Here is a 16,482-nt window from a genome sequence, read left to right on the forward strand (position 1 = left end):
GGCGGGAACCAGGGGGGTGCGGAAGGAGCGGGGCAGGTCGGGGCGCTTGTTCCTGAGGATGACCACGCCGATCGCGACCACGATGAAGGCGAACAGGGTGCCGATGTTGACCAGTTCGGCGAGTTCGCTGAGGCTCGTGAAGCCCGAGACGATCGCGATGACCACGCCCAGGAGGATGGTCGGGCGGTAGGGGGTGCGGAAGCGCGGGTGGACGTGGGAGAAGAAGCGGGGCAGGAGGCCGTCGCGGCTCATCGCGAAGAAGACGCGGGCCTGGCCCAGGAGCAGGATCATGCAGACCGTCGTCAGGCCGATCGCGGCGCCGAAGCTGATCAGGCCCGCGAACCACGGGTGTCCGGTGGCCTTGAACGCGTCCGCGAGGGGGGCGTCGATCGACAGCGAGCTGTACTTCTGCATGCCGGTGACGACGATCGACACGGCGACGTACAGCGTGGTGCAGATGATCAGTGAGCCGAGGATGCCGCGCGGGACGTCGCGCTGCGGGTTGCGGGTCTCCTCGGCGGCGGTGGCGACGACGTCGAAGCCGATGAAGGCGAAGAAGACCACGGAGGCGGCCGTGAAGATGCCCATGACGCCGAAGTTGGAGGGCGCCCAGCCGAACATCAGCTGGATGAGCGGGGCCTTGAGGTTGCCGCCCGCCTCCACCGACTGGGCCTTGGGGATGAACGGCTTGTAGTTGTCGCCCTTGATGAAGAAGGCGCCCGCGACGATCACCACGAGGACGACGGCGACCTTGATGGCGACGACGACGGAGGTGACCCGCGCGGAGAGCTTCATGCCGAGGACGAGGATCGCGGTGAGGACCAGGACGAGCGCGGCGGCGAGGATGTCGAAGCCGAAGCCGTGGGCGCCGTCCCGGCCGCTGAGCGCCTCGGGCAGATGCCAGCCCGCGTTGTCCAGCAGCGAGTGGATGTAGCCGGACCAGCCGACCGCCACCACCGCCGTACCGAGGGCGAGTTCGAGGACCAGGTCCCAGCCGATGGTCCAGGCGGGGAGTTCGCCGAGCGAGGCGTACGAGAAGGTGTACGCGGAGCCCGCGACCGGGACCGTGGACGCGAACTCGGCGTAGCAGAGCGCCGCGAGGGCACAGACGACGCCGGCCACGACGAAGGACAGGGAGACCGCCGGGCCGGCGTTGTTCTTGGCGGCGGTACCGGTGAGGACGAAGATGCCGGTGCCGATGACCACTCCGACGCCGAACACCGTCAGATCCAGGGCCGAGAGGGACTTTCTGAGCGCGTGCTCCGGTTCCTCGGTGTCCTGGATGGACTGTTCGACTCTCTTCGTCCGGAAGAGGGTGCTGCTCACGGGTGTACCTCCCACGCTTGGCGTCCTCGACATGATCGAGAGGGGGCGTACTCCGTATGCCCCGGCGCGAGTGGATTCACGCGAACGGGCCGCTTTCACCACTGCAAAGAGTGGCGGAAGCGGCCCGTCCGGCTGTGTCAGTCCCTGGCCGACTCCACCGAGTCGACCTCCGCGGTGGGCCGGTCGAAGCGGCCGTCCAGCTTCGAGACCAGGCCGGTGACCTGGCGGGCGATGTCGGGGGCGGTGAGGCCGATCTCCGTCATCACCTCGGCGCGCGAGGCGTGGTCGAGGAAGCGCGGCGGGATGCCGAAGTCGCGCAGCGGAACATCCACACCGGCATCGCGCAACGCCTGTGCGATCGACGAACCGACGCCGCCGACACGGGAGTTGTCCTCGACGGTGACGACCACCCGGTGCTGCTCCGCGAGCGGGGCCATGGCCTCGTCGACGGGCTTGACCCAGCGCGGGTCGACGACCGTGGTGGAGATGCCCTGCTTGTCGAGCAGCGTGGCGATCTCCAGGCACATGGGCGCCAGCGCGCCGACGGAGACCAGCAGGACGTCCGGTGCGTCGGTGCCGGGCGCGCGCAGCACGTCCATGCCGCCGATGCGGCCCACGGCGGGTACGGCCGGGCCGACCGCGCCCTTGGAGAAGCGCACCACGGTCGGCGCGTCCTTGACCTGGACGGCCTCCCGGAGCTGGGCGCGGACCTGGTCGGCGTCGCGCGGGGCGGCGAGCCGCAGGCCCGGGACGACCTGGAGGATCGACATGTCCCACATGCCGTTGTGCGAGGCGCCGTCGGTGCCGGTGACGCCGGCCCGGTCCAGGACGAAGGTCACCCCGCACTTGTGCAGCGCCACGTCCATCAGCACCTGGTCGAAGGCGCGGTTGAGGAAGGTGGCGTAGACGGCGAAGACGGGGTGCAGACCGCCCGTGGCGAGGCCGGCCGCGGAGACCGCGCCGTGCTGCTCGGCGATGCCGACGTCGTAGATGCGGTTCGGGAAGGCGTCGGCGAACTTCTTGAGGCCGACGGGCTGGAGCATCGCGGCGGTGATCGCGACGATGTCCTCGCGCTCCTGGCCGAGGGCGACCATCTCGTCGCCGAAGACTGAGGTCCAGTCGGCGCCGGAGGCCTTGATCGGCAGGCCGGTGTCGGGGTGGATGGGGCCGATGCCGTGGAAGCGGTCGGCCTCGTCCTGGAGGGCGGGCTGGTAGCCGCGGCCCTTCTCGGTGAGGACGTGGACGATCACCGGGCCGCCGAAGCGCTTGGCGCGGGCCAGCGCGGACTCCATGGCCTCGATGTCGTGGCCGTCGATGGGGCCGACGTACTTGAGGCCGAGGTCCTCGAACATGCCCTGCGGGGCGATGAAGTCCTTCAGACCCTTCTTCGCGCCGTGCAGCGTCTCGTAGAGGGGCTTGCCGACGACCGGAGTGCGCCCCAGGAGGTCCTTGCCGCGGGCCAGGAAGCGCTCGTAGCCGTCGGTGGTCCGCAGGGTCGCCAGATGGTTCGCGAGGCCGCCGATGGTCGGTGCGTAGGACCGCTCGTTGTCGTTGACGACGATCACCAGGGGGCGGTCCTTGGCGTCGGCGATGTTGTTCAGCGCCTCCCAGGCCATACCGCCGGTCAGCGCGCCGTCACCGATGACGGCGACCACGTGGTCGTCGCGTTTCAGCACCTGGTTGGCCTTGGCGAGGCCGTCGGCCCAGCCGAGGACCGTCGAGGCGTGCGAGTTCTCGATGACGTCGTGCTCGGACTCGGCCTGCGAGGGGTAGCCGGAGAGGCCGCCCTTCATCTTCAGCCTGGAGAAGTCCTGGCGGCCGGTGAGCAGCTTGTGGACGTAGGACTGGTGGCCGGTGTCCCACAGCACCCGGTCCTTCGGCGACTCGAAGACGCGGTGCAGGGCGATGGTCAGCTCGACCACACCGAGGTTCGGGCCGAGGTGGCCGCCGGTCTTGGAGACGGCGTCGACGAGGAAGGTCCGGATCTCCTCGGCCAGCTGGTCCAGCTGCTCCAGGCTGAGCCGGTCCAGATCGCGCGGTCCCCTGATGCGGGTCAGCAGCGGCACCCGTGCCTCCTTGCGAGTAGAGCTGATCGAGCTGTTGCCGGGCTTGTCGAGTCTAATGTTCCGCCTTTGCGGACCGCGCCCGGGCTGTGCGTCATACGTCACGCGATCGGCTGTACCCACGAACAGCCTTTCCTACGACCTTCCTGCGTTCTTTCCACGACATGACTGTGCCCGGTACCGCGATCGGTACCGGGCACTGGTCCAGAAGGGCGCAGGTCAGCCGCGTCCGGACGCCTTCTGGCTCTTGCGGGACACCGAGTCGATGACGACCGCGCCGAGCAGAACGCCACCCGTGATCATGTACTGGATCGACGTGTTCATGTTGAGCAGGTCGAGACCGGTCTGGATCGACTGGATGACGAGCATGCCCAGGAGGGCGGACCAGACGGTGCCGCGACCGCCGAAGAGGCTCGTACCGCCGATGACCGCCGCCGCGATGGCCAGCATCAGGGTGTTGCCGCCGCCGGCGTTGAGCGTGGCGCTCTGGGTCTGACCGGCGAAGAACATACCGCCGACCGCCGCGAAGCCGCCGGAGATGGCGAACACGGTGATGCGGATCATGGACACGTTGATACCGGCACGGCGCGCGGCCTCGATGCCGCCGCCGACCGCGAAGACCTTGCGGCCGTACGGGGTACGACGCAGCACGAAGTCCACGATCACCAGGGACGCGAGGAAGATCACCAGCGAGTTGGAGACACCGGACGCCGAGTTCAGCACGGCCGCCGTGACGAATGCGGCCACGGCGAGCAGCACGACCCGCAGCAGGATCTCGCTGGTGGGCCGGAAGGGCACCCCGGCGGCCTTGCGGCGGCGCTGGTCGGTGAGCGAGCCGAAGAGCAGGGACGCGGTGCCGAGGGCGGCCAGGATGTAGGCGCCCGCGATCGACTGGTCCATGAAGAACGAGCTCTGGCCGAGCAGGTGCACCGGACCCTCGTCCGGGATGTTGATGGTGCCGCTCGAACCGAGCAGCCACAGCATCAGACCGTTCCAGCCGAGGAAGCCGGCCAGTGTGACGACGAACGCCGGTACGCCGATCCTCGCGAAGAAGAAGCCGTGCAGCGCGCCGATGCCGACACCCGTGACGATCGTCAGGAGAAGGGCGAGCCAGCCGTTCATCCCGTGGTTGACCACGAAGACGGCGAACAGGGTGGACGCCAGACCGCTGACCGAGCCGACGGACAGGTCGATCTCGCCGAGCAGCAGCACGAAGACCAGGCCGATGGCGAGCATGCCGGTGGCCGACAGGTAGTAGCTGATGTTGGACAGGTTGTCCGCGCTCAGGAACCGGCTGTTCTGCAGCTGGAAGATGAGTCCGATGACGATCAGGCCGGCGACGACCGGCAGCGAGCCGAGCTCACCGCCCTTGACCTTGCGCTTGAACTCGGTGATGTAGCCCTTGAAGCCCTCTTCGCGGATCAGCAGACGAGGGTCGACGACGGTGGCAGACCCGGCCGCTGCCGTCGGGTCGTCGGCCGGGGCCGCGGCGGTCGGTTCGACCGCGTCCTTCTTCACGGTGCCTGACGTGTCGCTCACTTTGCCGCCTCCGTGCTGCGCACCGCACGACGGGTCACGGCGTTGTCCGTGGCACCGGTGATCGCGGCGATGATCGTTTCCTGACTGGTGTCCTTCACCGGGAAGGAGCCGTTGTTCTTGCCCAGCCGCAGCACGTTGACGGTGTCCGCGACCGCCTTGACGTCGGCCATGTTGTGGCTGATGAGGATGACGCCGAGGTTGCGCTCACGCAGCCGCTCGACCAGGTCGAGGACCTGCGCGGTCTGCTCGACACCGAGGGCGGCGGTGGGCTCGTCGAGGATGACGACCTTCGGGTCACCGATCAGCGCGCGGGCGATGGCGACGACCTGCCGCTGGCCACCGGAGAGGCTGGCGATCGGGATGCGCACGCTCGGGATGCGGATGGAGAGGGTGCTCAGCAGTTCGCGGGAGTTCTTCTCCATCGTGACCTCGTCGATGATGCCACGGCGAAGCAGCTCACGCCCGAGGTACAGATTGCCGACGACGTCGAGGTTGTCGCACAGCGCGAGGTCCTGGTAGACCGTCGCGACGCCGAGTCCCTGGGCGTCGTGCGGCTTGTTGATGCTGACCGGGTTGCCCTCCCATTCGATGACTCCTTCATCGATGGGGTGCACTCCGGCGATCGTCTTCACCAGGGTGGACTTTCCTGCGCCGTTGTCGCCGACCAGTGCGACCACTTCTCCGGCGTGAACCTCCAGCTCTACGTCGGTGAGGGCCTGCACCGCACCGAATCGCTTGGAGACTCCGCGCAACGCCAGCACGGGCGTAGCGGACACGTGAACCATCTCCTTCGCCGCCTGACCGGCGGGGATGCCGCGCTTGTCAAAAGGCGCGGAGGGTTGTGCCTAGGCACAGATTTACAAGATGAACATGCGCGCGGCCGATGCCAGTTGGCAACGGCTGCGTTCGCACGGGTTCCGATCGGCGCCCGCCCCACAGCGGGGTTTGAAGGTGGGGCGGACGCCGAAGGGGCTTTGTCACCGCTGGGCGGTGGTTAGGACAGACCGGCCGTCTTGCACGCCGCGGCGTACTCCGAGGTGCAGATCTGCGCGACGGTGTAGAGACCGTCCTTGATGACCGTGTCCTTGATGTTGGCCTTGGTGACCGACACCGGGACGAGCAGCTGCGAGGGCACCTTGTCGCCGGAGCCGCTGGTCTGGGTCGTGGTGGCGAGACCGGTGATGCTCTTGCCCTGCGCCAGGTCGACGGCGAGCGTCGCGGCGGCCTCGGCCTCCGGCTTGAAGGCCTTGTAGACCGTGCTGGACTGCGTACCGGCGACGATGCGCTGGATACCGGCGAGCTCGGCGTCCTGACCCGTCAGCGGGATGCCGCTGATCTTGGCGCCCTTGAGGACGGTGGCGATGCCACCGGCCATGCCGTCGTTGGCGGAGTAGACGCCCGCGATGTTCTTGGCACCGATCTGGGTGATGGCCGCGGACATCTTCTGTCCGGCGACGGTGTCCTTCCAGAGGCCCGACTGCTCGTAGGCGATGTCGACCTTGCCGTCGAGGGCCTCGTGGGCGCCCTTCTTGAACATCGCGGCGTTCGGGTCGGCGTCGTCGCCGTTGATCATGACGATCTTCGACTTCGTGGTGGCCTTCGAGCCGAGCGCCGTGAGGAGGGCCTCGCCCTGGAGCTTGCCGACCTCGACGTTGTCGAAGGAGACGTACGCGGAGACCGGGCCCTGGGCCAGACGGTCGTACGCGACGACCTTGATGCCCTTGGCGACCGCCTGCTGGATCGAGGACTTGATCGCGGCGGAGTCCTGGGCGCTGATCACGATGACCTTGACGCCCTTGGTGATCATGCTGCTCACCTGCTGGGCCTGGGTGGCCGCGCTGGCGTTGGCGTTGTTGTACTCGACGGTGCAGCCGGCACAGAGCGCCTTGACCTTGGCCTCGAAGTACGGCTTGTCGAACTTCTCGTACCGAGTGGTGACGCTGTCGGGCAGCAGCAGGCCGATCTTGGCGTTGGTACCGCCACCCGAGGAGCTGGAGGAGCTGCTGTCGGACTTCTTGTCGTCGCCGGCCTTGCCACAGGCGGCCAGCGCGACGGCCATCGTGGTGGCGATCACAGCAACGGCGGCACGACGCATACGCGTGTTCACTTCAGAAACCTCCCTGACGAGGCCGCGTCGTTGCGGCCGAGGTGGCTGGAAGTCAACTCGGCCACGCGTGCGACGTCAAGAAGTAAATACTTAACGAGATGGCAACGGCGTCGTGCGTTCTCTAAGTGAAGACAGGTGTCGCCTGGGTCAGCGACCCGTCCAAAAGTGTCGAATCGCCCATCTCGCTGAGCGCGAGAGCGAGTGCTCCGAGCACCTCCGCACGGCCTCCAAGTGCCCCCGGGAGAACGGACAGTTGACGCGCCGCACTGGGGATCGCATAGCGGCCGACAGACTCCCTGATCGGCCCGAGCACCAGCTCACCGGCCTCGGCGAGATCGCCACCGAGGACCACTCGGCTCGGGTTCAGCAAATTGCAGAGATTGGCGACTCCACTGCCGATGTGTCGGCCGACGTCGGCGATCACCCGACGACAGCCCGGGTCTCCGTCCCGCGCCAGCCGTACGACTCCCTCCATGGTCAGGTCGGTGCCGTGGCTGGACTGGAGGAGCGGCAGCACATAGCGCGCGGCCGTGAAGGTCTCCAGGCAGCCCCGGTTTCCGCAACGACAGACAGGGCCGGACTCATCAAGAGTAATATGCCCGATTTCTCCCGCTGTGCCACCCGGACCCCGGTAGATCTTGCCGTTGATGACCAGTCCCGCGCCGACCCCGCTGGCGACCTTGATGTACGCCAGGTCCCTGACCCCCCGGCCACTGCCCCAGACCAGCTCACCGAGGGCGCCGAGGTTGGCGTCGTTGTCGACGTGCACCGGTACGCCCAGACGGCTGCCGAGCTCCTCCGCGGGTCTGGTGCCGGTCCACCCCGGGAGGATGGCGGTGGAGCCCAGGGTGCCCGATTCCACGTCGATCGGACCGGGCACGCCGAGACCCACCCCGGCGATCTTGGAACGGTCCACTCCGGTCGCCGCGATCAGCCGGTTGACCAGCTCTTCCGCCCGGTCGAAGCCCTGTGTGGAGGAGGCGTCCACGTCGACGGGCTCGGACTCCTCGGCCAGCACCTGATGGGCCAGATTTCCGACCGCGACGCGCAAATGCGTGTGCCCGAAGTCGACGCCGATGACAATGCCGGCGTCCCCGCTCAGCGACACGCTGCGGGCCCTGCGGCCACCCGCCGAAGTCGGTGTGACCTCGACCGTTCCGCCGTCCTTGAGCTCGCGCACGATGTTGGAGACCGTCGCAGCCGACAGACCCGTCGTCCTCGCGATCTCCGCCTGCGTGAGCGACCCGGCCAGCCGCACCGCTCGCACGACCCGCTCTAGATTCGCTCGGTGCAGCGACGACTGCGACCCCGGAGTCTCCACGACGACCTCCTGCGCGCGGGACCGCATCGATGAGGCCCCGTCTATGTCCAACTAGTGAACTCTAAGCTGAGCCGTTAGGGTCGCCTCCCGTCAAGAGGTTGAACCGCATCGAGGTACTTGCACGCATGCGTGTAGGCCGCCCCAGAGCCCTGGAGCGGCGCACACGAGCCCCTAACGGGGCGCTACTTGAGAGCCCCCGCCGTCAGCCCCTGCACCACCTGACGCTGGAAGACGATGTATGCAGCAAGTACCGGGAGCATCGCCATGACCAGACCGGCGAAGAGACCGGACCAGTCGCCCTTGTAGCCCTGGCTGGCGGCGAGCTGCACCAGGCCCTGGGTGAGGACCCGCTTGTCCGGGTCGGTGTTCAGGACCGTCGGCAGCATGTACTGGTTCCATTGCCCCAGGAAGTTGAAGATCCCCACGCTGATCAGGCCCGGCTTGGCCATCGGCAGCATGATCTGGAAGAACGTCCGGCTGTGCGAGGCCCCGTCCACGAACGCCGCCTCCGCCACCGAGGTGGGCAGGGTACGGAAGAACGCGGTCAGGAAGAAGACCGTGAACGGCAGCGAGTACGCGATGTAGACCAGGATCAGCCCGTGGATCGTGTTGAGCAGTCCCAGGTTGTTGACGACGTAGAACAGCGGGACCAGGGCCAGCATGATCGGGAAGCTCATGCCGCCGATGAACAGGAAGTAGATGAAGCGGTTGCCCGGGAAGTCGAACCGGGCGAGCACGTACGCGGCCATCGAACCGAGCACGAGGGTGCCGATGAGTGAACCACCCACCACCAGAATGGTGTTGAAGAAGTAGTCGCTCATGTTGGCGTCGGTCCAGGCGCGCGCCCAGTTGCCGAAGTGCAGTTTGTCCGGCAGTGCCCAGGGCGAGCTGAAGATCGCGCTGTCGCTCTTGAAGGACGTCATCACCGCCCAGAGAAGCGGCAGGACGACCATGAACGCCCACAGGACGAGCATGCCGTGCGAGAAGACGTTGAGGACTCTGCCCTCTTTCTTCGTCTTCCGCTTCGGCGCGCCTCCGGTGGATGTGCCGACCTTCGCGACGGGGACACCGGGCTCGGCCGGCACGGGGGCGGGGGTCTCGGTCGTCTTCATGTGATCAGAACTCCAGCCGCTCACGGCGGCCCAGTCGCATCACGATCGCCGCGAAGGCCAGCGTGACGACGAGCAGGGCGACGCCGATGGTGGTCGCGTAGGCGGCCTGTCCGTCTCGGAACGCCTTCTGGTACACGTACAGGACCATGACGGTGGTCGAGTAGTCGGGACCGCCCGGTCCGGTCGTCATGATCTGTACGACCGCGAACGACTCGGCGCCCAGCGCCAGGATGCCCATGTAGACCCAGCCGGACATCACGGTGTCCCACAGCAGCGGCAGGGTGAGGCGGAAGAACGTGGTCATCCGGTTGGCGCCGTCGAGCAGCGCCGCCTCGTACAACTCGGCCGGAATGGAGGCCATACCGGCGGAGAAGAGGACCACGAAGAAGCCGACCGTGGACCAGACGAGGACCGCCATCACGCACCACAGGGCGAGGCTCGGGTCGCCGAGCCACAGCGGCTGGATGCTGCCGAGTCCGATCCCGCGGAGAAAGGAGTTGATCGCGCCGCTGTCCGGGTTGTACGCGAAGGCGAACAACAGGGCGACGATCGCGATCGAGAGAACCTGCGGGAAGAAATAGACGATCTTGTAGAAGGAGGAGCCGCGGACGCCCGAGACCACCGGGCCGCCCGTCCGGCGCCGTCCGCCCACATTGATCATGAAAGCGAAGAACAGCGCCAGACTGATCGTCACCAGCGGCAGCACCAACGCGAACAGGAGACTGTGCTGCAACGATTTCCAGAAGATCTCGTCGTGGAACATTCTCTTGTAGTTGTCGAAGCCGACCATTTTGAATTCCGGGCTCAGCCCCGTCCAGTCCGTGAACGAATAGTAGATCGACTGGATGAAGGGCCATACGACGAAAAGCACGTACAGCCCGAGGGGAACGGCCAGGAACCCCACGATGAACCGGTACTTGCCGTGCTGCATTGCTACCGACCCCGTTCTCTGGGCGGGCGCCGCCGCTGGTGACGGATCCTCACTGGTGCTTGTAGTGCTTGATCGACGTGTCCTTGGCGGCCGCGTCGGCGAAGCCCTGGATCTTCTTGATGGTCTCGGCCGGGGTGGCCCGTCCGGCCATCATCTCGCCGAGACCCGCGACACCGATCTGCTCCTTCTGCAACTGCACGTACCAGTCCTGAAGGCGCGGGTTGAGCACGTTGTCGCCGGCCAGCTTCAGCGCCGCCACACCGGAGGTGAGGCCCGGCGTGAGGGTGATCCCGTCGGTGCCGCCGTTGTAGGCGGTCAGTGACTTCACCTTGCTGGTGAAGTTCTTCGACGAGGCCTCGCTGAGCATGATGCGCAACTGCTCCATGCCGCCCGCCGCGTTGGCCGCCTTGGCCGGGACGATGAAGGGTTCACCGCCGGACGCCCAGATGGTGCCGAAGGGCATCTTGTCGGAGCTGTCGATGCCGGTCGGCGCGGAGACGGCGAGGTTGAAGTCCTTGGGGATGACGTTGGCGGACTCGTTCTCCACCCAGGAGCCGTTCGGGATGAACAGCGCCTTGCCCTCGGCCCACGCGGTCTGCGACTGGATGTGGTCGATACCGGGCGTGCCCTTGAGGATGTAGCCCTTCTTGAACAGCTCGTAGTAGGCGTCGAAGCAGGCCTTGACGGCCGGGTGCTTCCAGGCGTTCGGCTCCAGGTTGTCGATCGCGTCGAGAACCTCACGGCCGCCGACCTTGCCGATCATCGGGTAGAGCGAGAACGGGAGGTAGTACGGGTACTTGCCCGCGTACGTCCAGCCCGCCATGCCCTTCTTCTTGGCCTTCTCGCAGACCGCGAGCATCTGGTCCCAGGTCTCGGGGTACTTCTCGTCGAGCGCGTCCAGGGCCTTCTGCGAGTACCAGACGCCGTACACGGTGTAGGCGTAGTACATGATCCAGACCGGGTCGCCGTCGAACTGGCCCATCTCGACGATGCCGGGCCGCAGGGTGTCGCGGACCTTCTTCGACGGGTCGTCGTAGGAGGGCGCGTCCAGTAGCGGGGTGAGGTCGCTGAGCTGCTTCTTGCCGACGAGGACACCCATGTCCATCTGCTCGGCACCGGAGTTGTCGATCAGGTCCGGCGGGGTGCCCTGGTTGAAGCGGGGCTGAAGCGTCGACTGGATCTTCTGGGTGGCGGAGAACTTGACCTTCGCCTTGGGGAAGTTCTGTTCGTAGATCTTGACGGCGTCCTCGGCGTACTCCTTCCCGAAGCCGCCGTCGAAGAGCACGAACTCCATCTGCGCGGTGTCGTTCACCGCCAGCGGGTTCTTCGCGGTCTTCGTGCCCGACTTGGCCTTCTTGTCCGATCCGCTGTCGCTGCTCGCACAGGCCGACAGGAAGCTCATGGCAGGAACGGAGATCAGACCGAGTGCGGCCGACCTCTTGATCAGGTCTCGGCGGCCGACACCCTGTGCGCCGGTGCTGCCGGAAAAATTGTTCTCGGCGGAAGTGGATCCCATGCTCAAGTCCTCGCCTTCAACAGGACTCAGGCGGTGAACCGGATCCTCCCCGGCACCGCGGTCAGTTCGAGCTTGGTCGTGCAGAGGTACTTCGTGCGTGCTGCTGTGAGAGCGGTGTCGAACGCGACAGGTATAGTCCACTTCCGGTCGACAGAGCAAGATCGAATGCAGGGTCGGTTGTCGGTCTTTTCCGAAGTGAGACCTCGCGGAAATATGAAGGCCCTGTGCGTTCGACGCCGGAGAAATCCCCGCTATTGCGCTCGAATGCCGCACTCAACACCCTTGACATCCCTGGCCACTTGACTCCCTACTGTTCCTTGCGCGACAAAGTTGACAACGTTGTCTCATGTGGCGGGAGGATGCCCTCGTATGCATCACAGATGGTGGGGTTCGGCGGCCGTCTCGGTGGCCGCCGTCGCTCTGGTGGCGGGCTCGCAGGGGGCAGCGGTCGCGCTGCCCGTCAAGGCTCCCGCTCCGGCCGGGGAGTTCGCCTCCTCCTTCGAGGCGGGCGATCCGGCGCCGGACTGGCTCAACACCGTGGACACCGCGCCGGACGGCTCCAAGCGGGCCTCCGGTGTCGACGGGGGATTCACCAGCGGTATCCCCGGCAATGTCGACGACCATGTCACGGACCTGCGGGCCAGCGGCGAGAACACCGGTGCGGGCGAGGTGAAGGAGAACCTCGTCGACGGCGAGTCCGGCACCAAGTGGCTCACCTTCGCACCCACCGGCTGGGTCGAGTTCGACCTCGACAAACCGCTCAAAATCGCGACATACGCGCTGACTTCGGCCAACGACCACGACGAGCGCGACCCGCAGGACTGGACCCTCCAGGGGTCGACCGACGGCAAGGACTGGAAGACCGTCGACACCCGCTCCGGCGAGTCCTTCTCCGCCCGGTTCCAGACCAAGTCGTACGACCTCGCCGAGCCCGCCGAGTACCAGCACTTCCGGCTCGACGTGAGCAGGAACAACGGCGGCGACATCCTGCAGCTCGCCGACGTCCAGTTCTCCACCGGCGGCTCCACCGCACCGATCCCCGAGGACATGCTCTCGCTGGTCGACCACGGCCCCAGCGGCTCCCCCACCGCCAAGGCGGGCGCCGGCTTCACCGGGACGCGCGCACTGCGCTACGCGGGCCGTCACACGGCGACGGGGCGGGCGTACTCGTACAACAAGGTCTTCGACGTGAACGTGGCCGTCGGCCGCGACACCGAGCTGGCGTACAAGATCTTCCCGCAGATGGCCGACGGCGACCTCGACTACGACGCCACGAACGTCTCCGTCGACCTCGCCTTCACCGACGGCACCTACCTCAGCGGCCTCGGCGCCACGGACTCGCACGGCTTCGCCCTCACCCCGCAGGGACAGGGCGCCGCCAAGATCCTCTACGTCAACCAGTGGAACAACGTCCTCTCGCGGATCGGTTCGGTCGCGGCCGGCAAGACCGTCGACCGGATCCTGCTGGCCTACGACTCCCCCAGCGGGCCGGCGAAGTTCCGCGGCTGGCTCGACGACGTGAGCATCAAGAGCGTCGCCCCCGAGAAGCCGAAGGCGCATCTGTCCGACTACGCGCTCACCACCCGCGGCACCAACTCCAGCGGCAGCTTCTCGCGCGGCAACAACTTCCCCGCGACCGCGCTGCCGCACGGCTTCAACTTCTGGACCCCGGTGACGAATTCGTCGTCGCTGAGCTGGCTCTACGACTACGCGCGGGCGAACAACGACGCCAACCTGCCGACGCTCCAGGCGCTCAGCCTGAGCCATGAGCCCAGCCCGTGGATGGGCGACCGGCAGACCTTCCAGGTGATGCCGTCGGCGGCCTCGGGAACGCCCAACACCGACCCGAACGCACGGGAGTTGGCGTTCAAGCACGAGAACGAGACCGCGCGCCCGTACTACTACGGCGTCACGTTCGAGAACGGTCTCAAGGCCGAGATGACCCCGACCGACCACGCGGCCTCGCTGCGCTTCACCTACCCCGGCGACGACGCGAGCGTCATCTTCGACAACGTCACCGAGCAGGCGGGCCTGACCCTCGACAAGACCGACGGGACCGTCACCGGCTACTCGGACGTCAAGTCCGGTCTGTCCACGGGCGCCACGCGCCTCTTCGTGTACGGCGTGTTCGACGCGCCCGTGACGGACGGCTCCTCCACCGGGGTCAAGGGCTATCTGCGGTTCAAGGCGGGCGCCGACCACACGGTCACCCTGCGGCTGGCCACCTCGCTGATCAGCGTCGACCAGGCGAAGGCCAACCTGGGCCAGGAGATCCCGGACGGCACCTCCTTCGACACGGTCAAGGACCAGGCCCAGAAGGTGTGGGACAAACTGCTCGGCAAGGTCGAGGTCGAGGGCGCGACCCCCGACCAGCTGACCACGCTCTACTCCAGCATGTACCGGCTGTACCTGTACCCCAACTCCGGCTTCGAGAAGGTCGGTTCGACCTACCAGTACGCCTCGCCGTTCTCCCCGATGCCGAGCCAGGACACCCCGACGCACACCGGCGCGAAGATCGTCGACGGCAAGGTGTACGTCAACAACGGCTTCTGGGACACCTATCGGACCACCTGGCCGGCGTACTCGCTTCTGACGCCCGGTCAGGCGGGTGAGATGGTCGACGGGTTCGTGCAGCAGTACAAGGACGGCGGCTGGACCTCGCGCTGGTCCTCCCCCGGCTACGCGGACCTGATGACGGGCACCTCCTCGGACGTCGCGTTCGCGGACGCGTACGTCAAGGGCGTGCAGTTCGACGCCAAGTCGGCCTACGACGCGGCCGTGAAGAACGCCACCGTCGTCCCGCCCTCCTCGGGCGTCGGCCGCAAGGGCATGACCACCTCGCCCTTCCTCGGCTACACCAGCACGGACACGGGCGAGGGCTTCTCCTGGGCCATGGAGGGCTACAACAACGACTACGGCATCGCGCAGATGGGTCTGGCCCTCTACGAGAAGACCGGCGAGAAGCACTACAAGGAGGAGTCGGAGTACTTCCTCAACCGCGCCCAGGACTACGTGAACCTCTTCGACAAGCAGGCCGGGTTCTTCCAGGGCAAGGACGCCAAGGGCAACTGGCGCGTGGCGTCGGCGAGTTACGACCCGAAGATCTGGGGTTACGACTACACGGAGACCGACGGCTGGGGCTACGCCTTCACCGCCCCGCAGGACAGCCGCGGCCTCGCCAACCTCTACGGCGGCCAGAAGGCCCTCGGCGACAAGCTCGACGAGTACTTCGCCACCCCGGAGAAGGCCTCGTCCGCCACCGTCGGCTCCTACGGCGGCGTCATCCACGAGATGACGGAGGCGCGGGACGTCCGCATGGGCCAGTACGGCCACTCCAACCAGGTCGCCCACCACGTCACGTACATGTACGACGCGGCCGGCGAGCCCTGGAAGGCGCAGAAGGACGTGCGCGAGGTGCTGTCGCGCCTCTACACCGGCAGTGAGATCGGGCAGGGCTACCACGGCGACGAGGACAACGGCGAGCAGTCGGCCTGGTACCTCTTCTCCGCGCTCGGCTTCTATCCGCTGGTGATGGGCAGCGGCGAATACACCATCGGTTCCCCGCTGTTCACCAAGGCGACCGTCCACCTGGAGAACGGCAAGGACCTGGTCGTCAAGGCGCCGAAGAACAGCACGAAGAACGTCTACGTCCAGAGTCTGACCGTCAACGGCAAGCCGTGGACGTCGACTTCGCTCCCGCACTCGCTGCTGGAGAAGGGCGGGGTGCTGGACTTCTCCATGGGCTCCAAGCCCTCGACGTGGGGCAGCGGCAAGAACGCGGCACCGGTGTCGATCACCAAGAACGACAAGGTGCCCACCCCCCGCAGCGACCAACTCGCCGCCACCGGCGCCCTGTTCGACAACACGTCGGCCACGGCCGCCACGGTGACCTCGGTGGACCTCCCGGTCGCCAAGGCCACCAAGGGCATCCAGTACACGCTGACCTCGTCGACGGACCGCACGGCGGCACCGACCGGCTGGACCCTCCAGGGTTCGGCCGACGGCACCAAGTGGAAGACGCTCGACAAGCGCTCCGGCGAGTCCTTCACCTGGGCCAAGCAGACGCGGGCGTTCTCGGTCAAGTCACCTGGCTCGTACGCCCATTACCGCCTGGTCCTGGACGGCTCCTCGACGCTCGCGGAGGTGGAGCTGCTGGCCTGAGGCACGGTCACGGCACGGGGAGGCGGGGCAGCAGCCTGCGCAACGCCTCCGCGTGCTGGTGAACCCGTCTGAGCACGCCTCTTCTGGTCGACGCGAAGACGGGGACGTCCTGGGCCGGGCCGCACGCGGCGGCCTTGTACAGGTCGTCCAGCCAAGCCCCCTTCCCCCTGGTGCCGTCCGGCGCCAGGGGGATCAGTCGTGTCAGGACCTCGGATTCGGCGCCGCCCAGGAACCAGACGCGCACCATCAGGTCGGCGCGCAGATAGCGCAGGCCGCCGTCTATGTCCTCCGGCGGCGCGAAGCCCTCGCCCTCGACCAGGAACGCGAAGGCCGTGCGCGCCTCGGCCCGGAACTCCTCGGGCAGTTGCGGCCGTTTCACCATCTGCGGATGCTCGCACGCGCCGAT

General features: G+C 67.0%; 11 protein-coding genes. 1 reads left to right on the plus strand and 10 read right to left on the minus strand.

Annotated elements, in window-relative coordinates; translation table 11 throughout:
- The 9 genes from JHN45_RS22450 to ngcE all read right to left on the minus strand — a co-directional run.
- Positions 1 to 1,326 (minus strand): amino acid permease (locus JHN45_RS22450; RefSeq protein ID WP_201050295.1); only part of this gene is annotated, 1,326 nt, incomplete at its 3' end.
- Positions 1,327 to 1,463: 137 nt separating this feature from the next.
- Complete coding sequence (gene dxs / locus JHN45_RS22455) at positions 1,464 to 3,392, minus strand: 1-deoxy-D-xylulose-5-phosphate synthase (RefSeq protein WP_200710888.1); 1,929 nt, start codon at positions 3,390 to 3,392, stop codon at positions 1,464 to 1,466.
- Positions 3,393 to 3,608: 216 nt separating this feature from the next.
- Positions 3,609 to 4,928: a sugar ABC transporter permease gene (locus JHN45_RS22460; RefSeq protein WP_200710889.1), complete on the minus strand. Its 1,320-nt coding sequence runs from the start codon at positions 4,926 to 4,928 to the stop codon at positions 3,609 to 3,611.
- Positions 4,925 to 5,713 carry an ATP-binding cassette domain-containing protein gene (locus JHN45_RS22465; protein ID WP_078532725.1) on the minus strand — a complete coding sequence of 263 codons (789 nt, stop codon included), beginning with the start codon at positions 5,711 to 5,713 and terminating at the stop codon, positions 4,925 to 4,927. The genes JHN45_RS22460 and JHN45_RS22465 overlap by 4 nt, the downstream gene beginning before the upstream one ends.
- 209 nt (positions 5,714 to 5,922) lie before the next feature.
- Positions 5,923 to 7,023: a sugar ABC transporter substrate-binding protein gene (locus tag JHN45_RS22470; protein WP_200710912.1), complete on the minus strand. Its 1,101-nt coding sequence runs from the start codon at positions 7,021 to 7,023 to the stop codon at positions 5,923 to 5,925.
- A gap of 133 nt (positions 7,024 to 7,156) precedes the next feature.
- Complete coding sequence (locus JHN45_RS22475) at positions 7,157 to 8,356, minus strand: ROK family transcriptional regulator (protein WP_200710890.1); 1,200 nt, start codon at positions 8,354 to 8,356, stop codon at positions 7,157 to 7,159.
- A gap of 182 nt (positions 8,357 to 8,538) precedes the next feature.
- Positions 8,539 to 9,468, minus strand: coding sequence for a carbohydrate ABC transporter permease (locus JHN45_RS22480; RefSeq protein ID WP_201050297.1), 930 nt, complete (start codon positions 9,466 to 9,468; stop codon positions 8,539 to 8,541).
- 4 nt (positions 9,469 to 9,472) lie between these two features.
- Entirely contained in the window at positions 9,473 to 10,399 is a 927-nt protein-coding gene (locus JHN45_RS22485; RefSeq protein ID WP_200710892.1) for a carbohydrate ABC transporter permease, read from the minus strand.
- A 49-nt stretch (positions 10,400 to 10,448) separates the two neighbouring features.
- The gene (gene ngcE / locus JHN45_RS22490) at positions 10,449 to 11,915 is read right to left on the minus strand and encodes an N-acetylglucosamine/diacetylchitobiose ABC transporter substrate-binding protein (protein ID WP_201050299.1); all 1,467 of its coding nucleotides are present in this window, start codon (positions 11,913 to 11,915) and stop codon (positions 10,449 to 10,451) included.
- Between the two features lie 369 nt (positions 11,916 to 12,284).
- Here ngcE and JHN45_RS22495 point away from each other — a divergent pair, with 369 nt between their 5' ends.
- On the plus strand, positions 12,285 to 16,076 hold the full coding sequence (locus tag JHN45_RS22495) for a GH92 family glycosyl hydrolase (protein WP_201050310.1): 3,792 nt from the start codon (positions 12,285 to 12,287) through the stop codon (positions 16,074 to 16,076).
- A 7-nt stretch (positions 16,077 to 16,083) separates the two neighbouring features.
- On the opposite strand, the gene JHN45_RS22500 is transcribed toward JHN45_RS22495, so the two are convergent.
- Positions 16,084 to 16,458, minus strand: a complete 375-nt coding sequence (locus tag JHN45_RS22500) for a hypothetical protein (RefSeq protein ID WP_200710895.1) — start codon at positions 16,456 to 16,458, stop codon at positions 16,084 to 16,086.
- Between the last annotated feature and the right edge of the window lie 24 nt (positions 16,459 to 16,482).

It is taken from the genome of Streptomyces sp. MBT53, from assembly GCF_016654115.1.
In the GTDB taxonomy this organism is placed as follows: domain Bacteria; phylum Actinomycetota; class Actinomycetes; order Streptomycetales; family Streptomycetaceae; genus Streptomyces.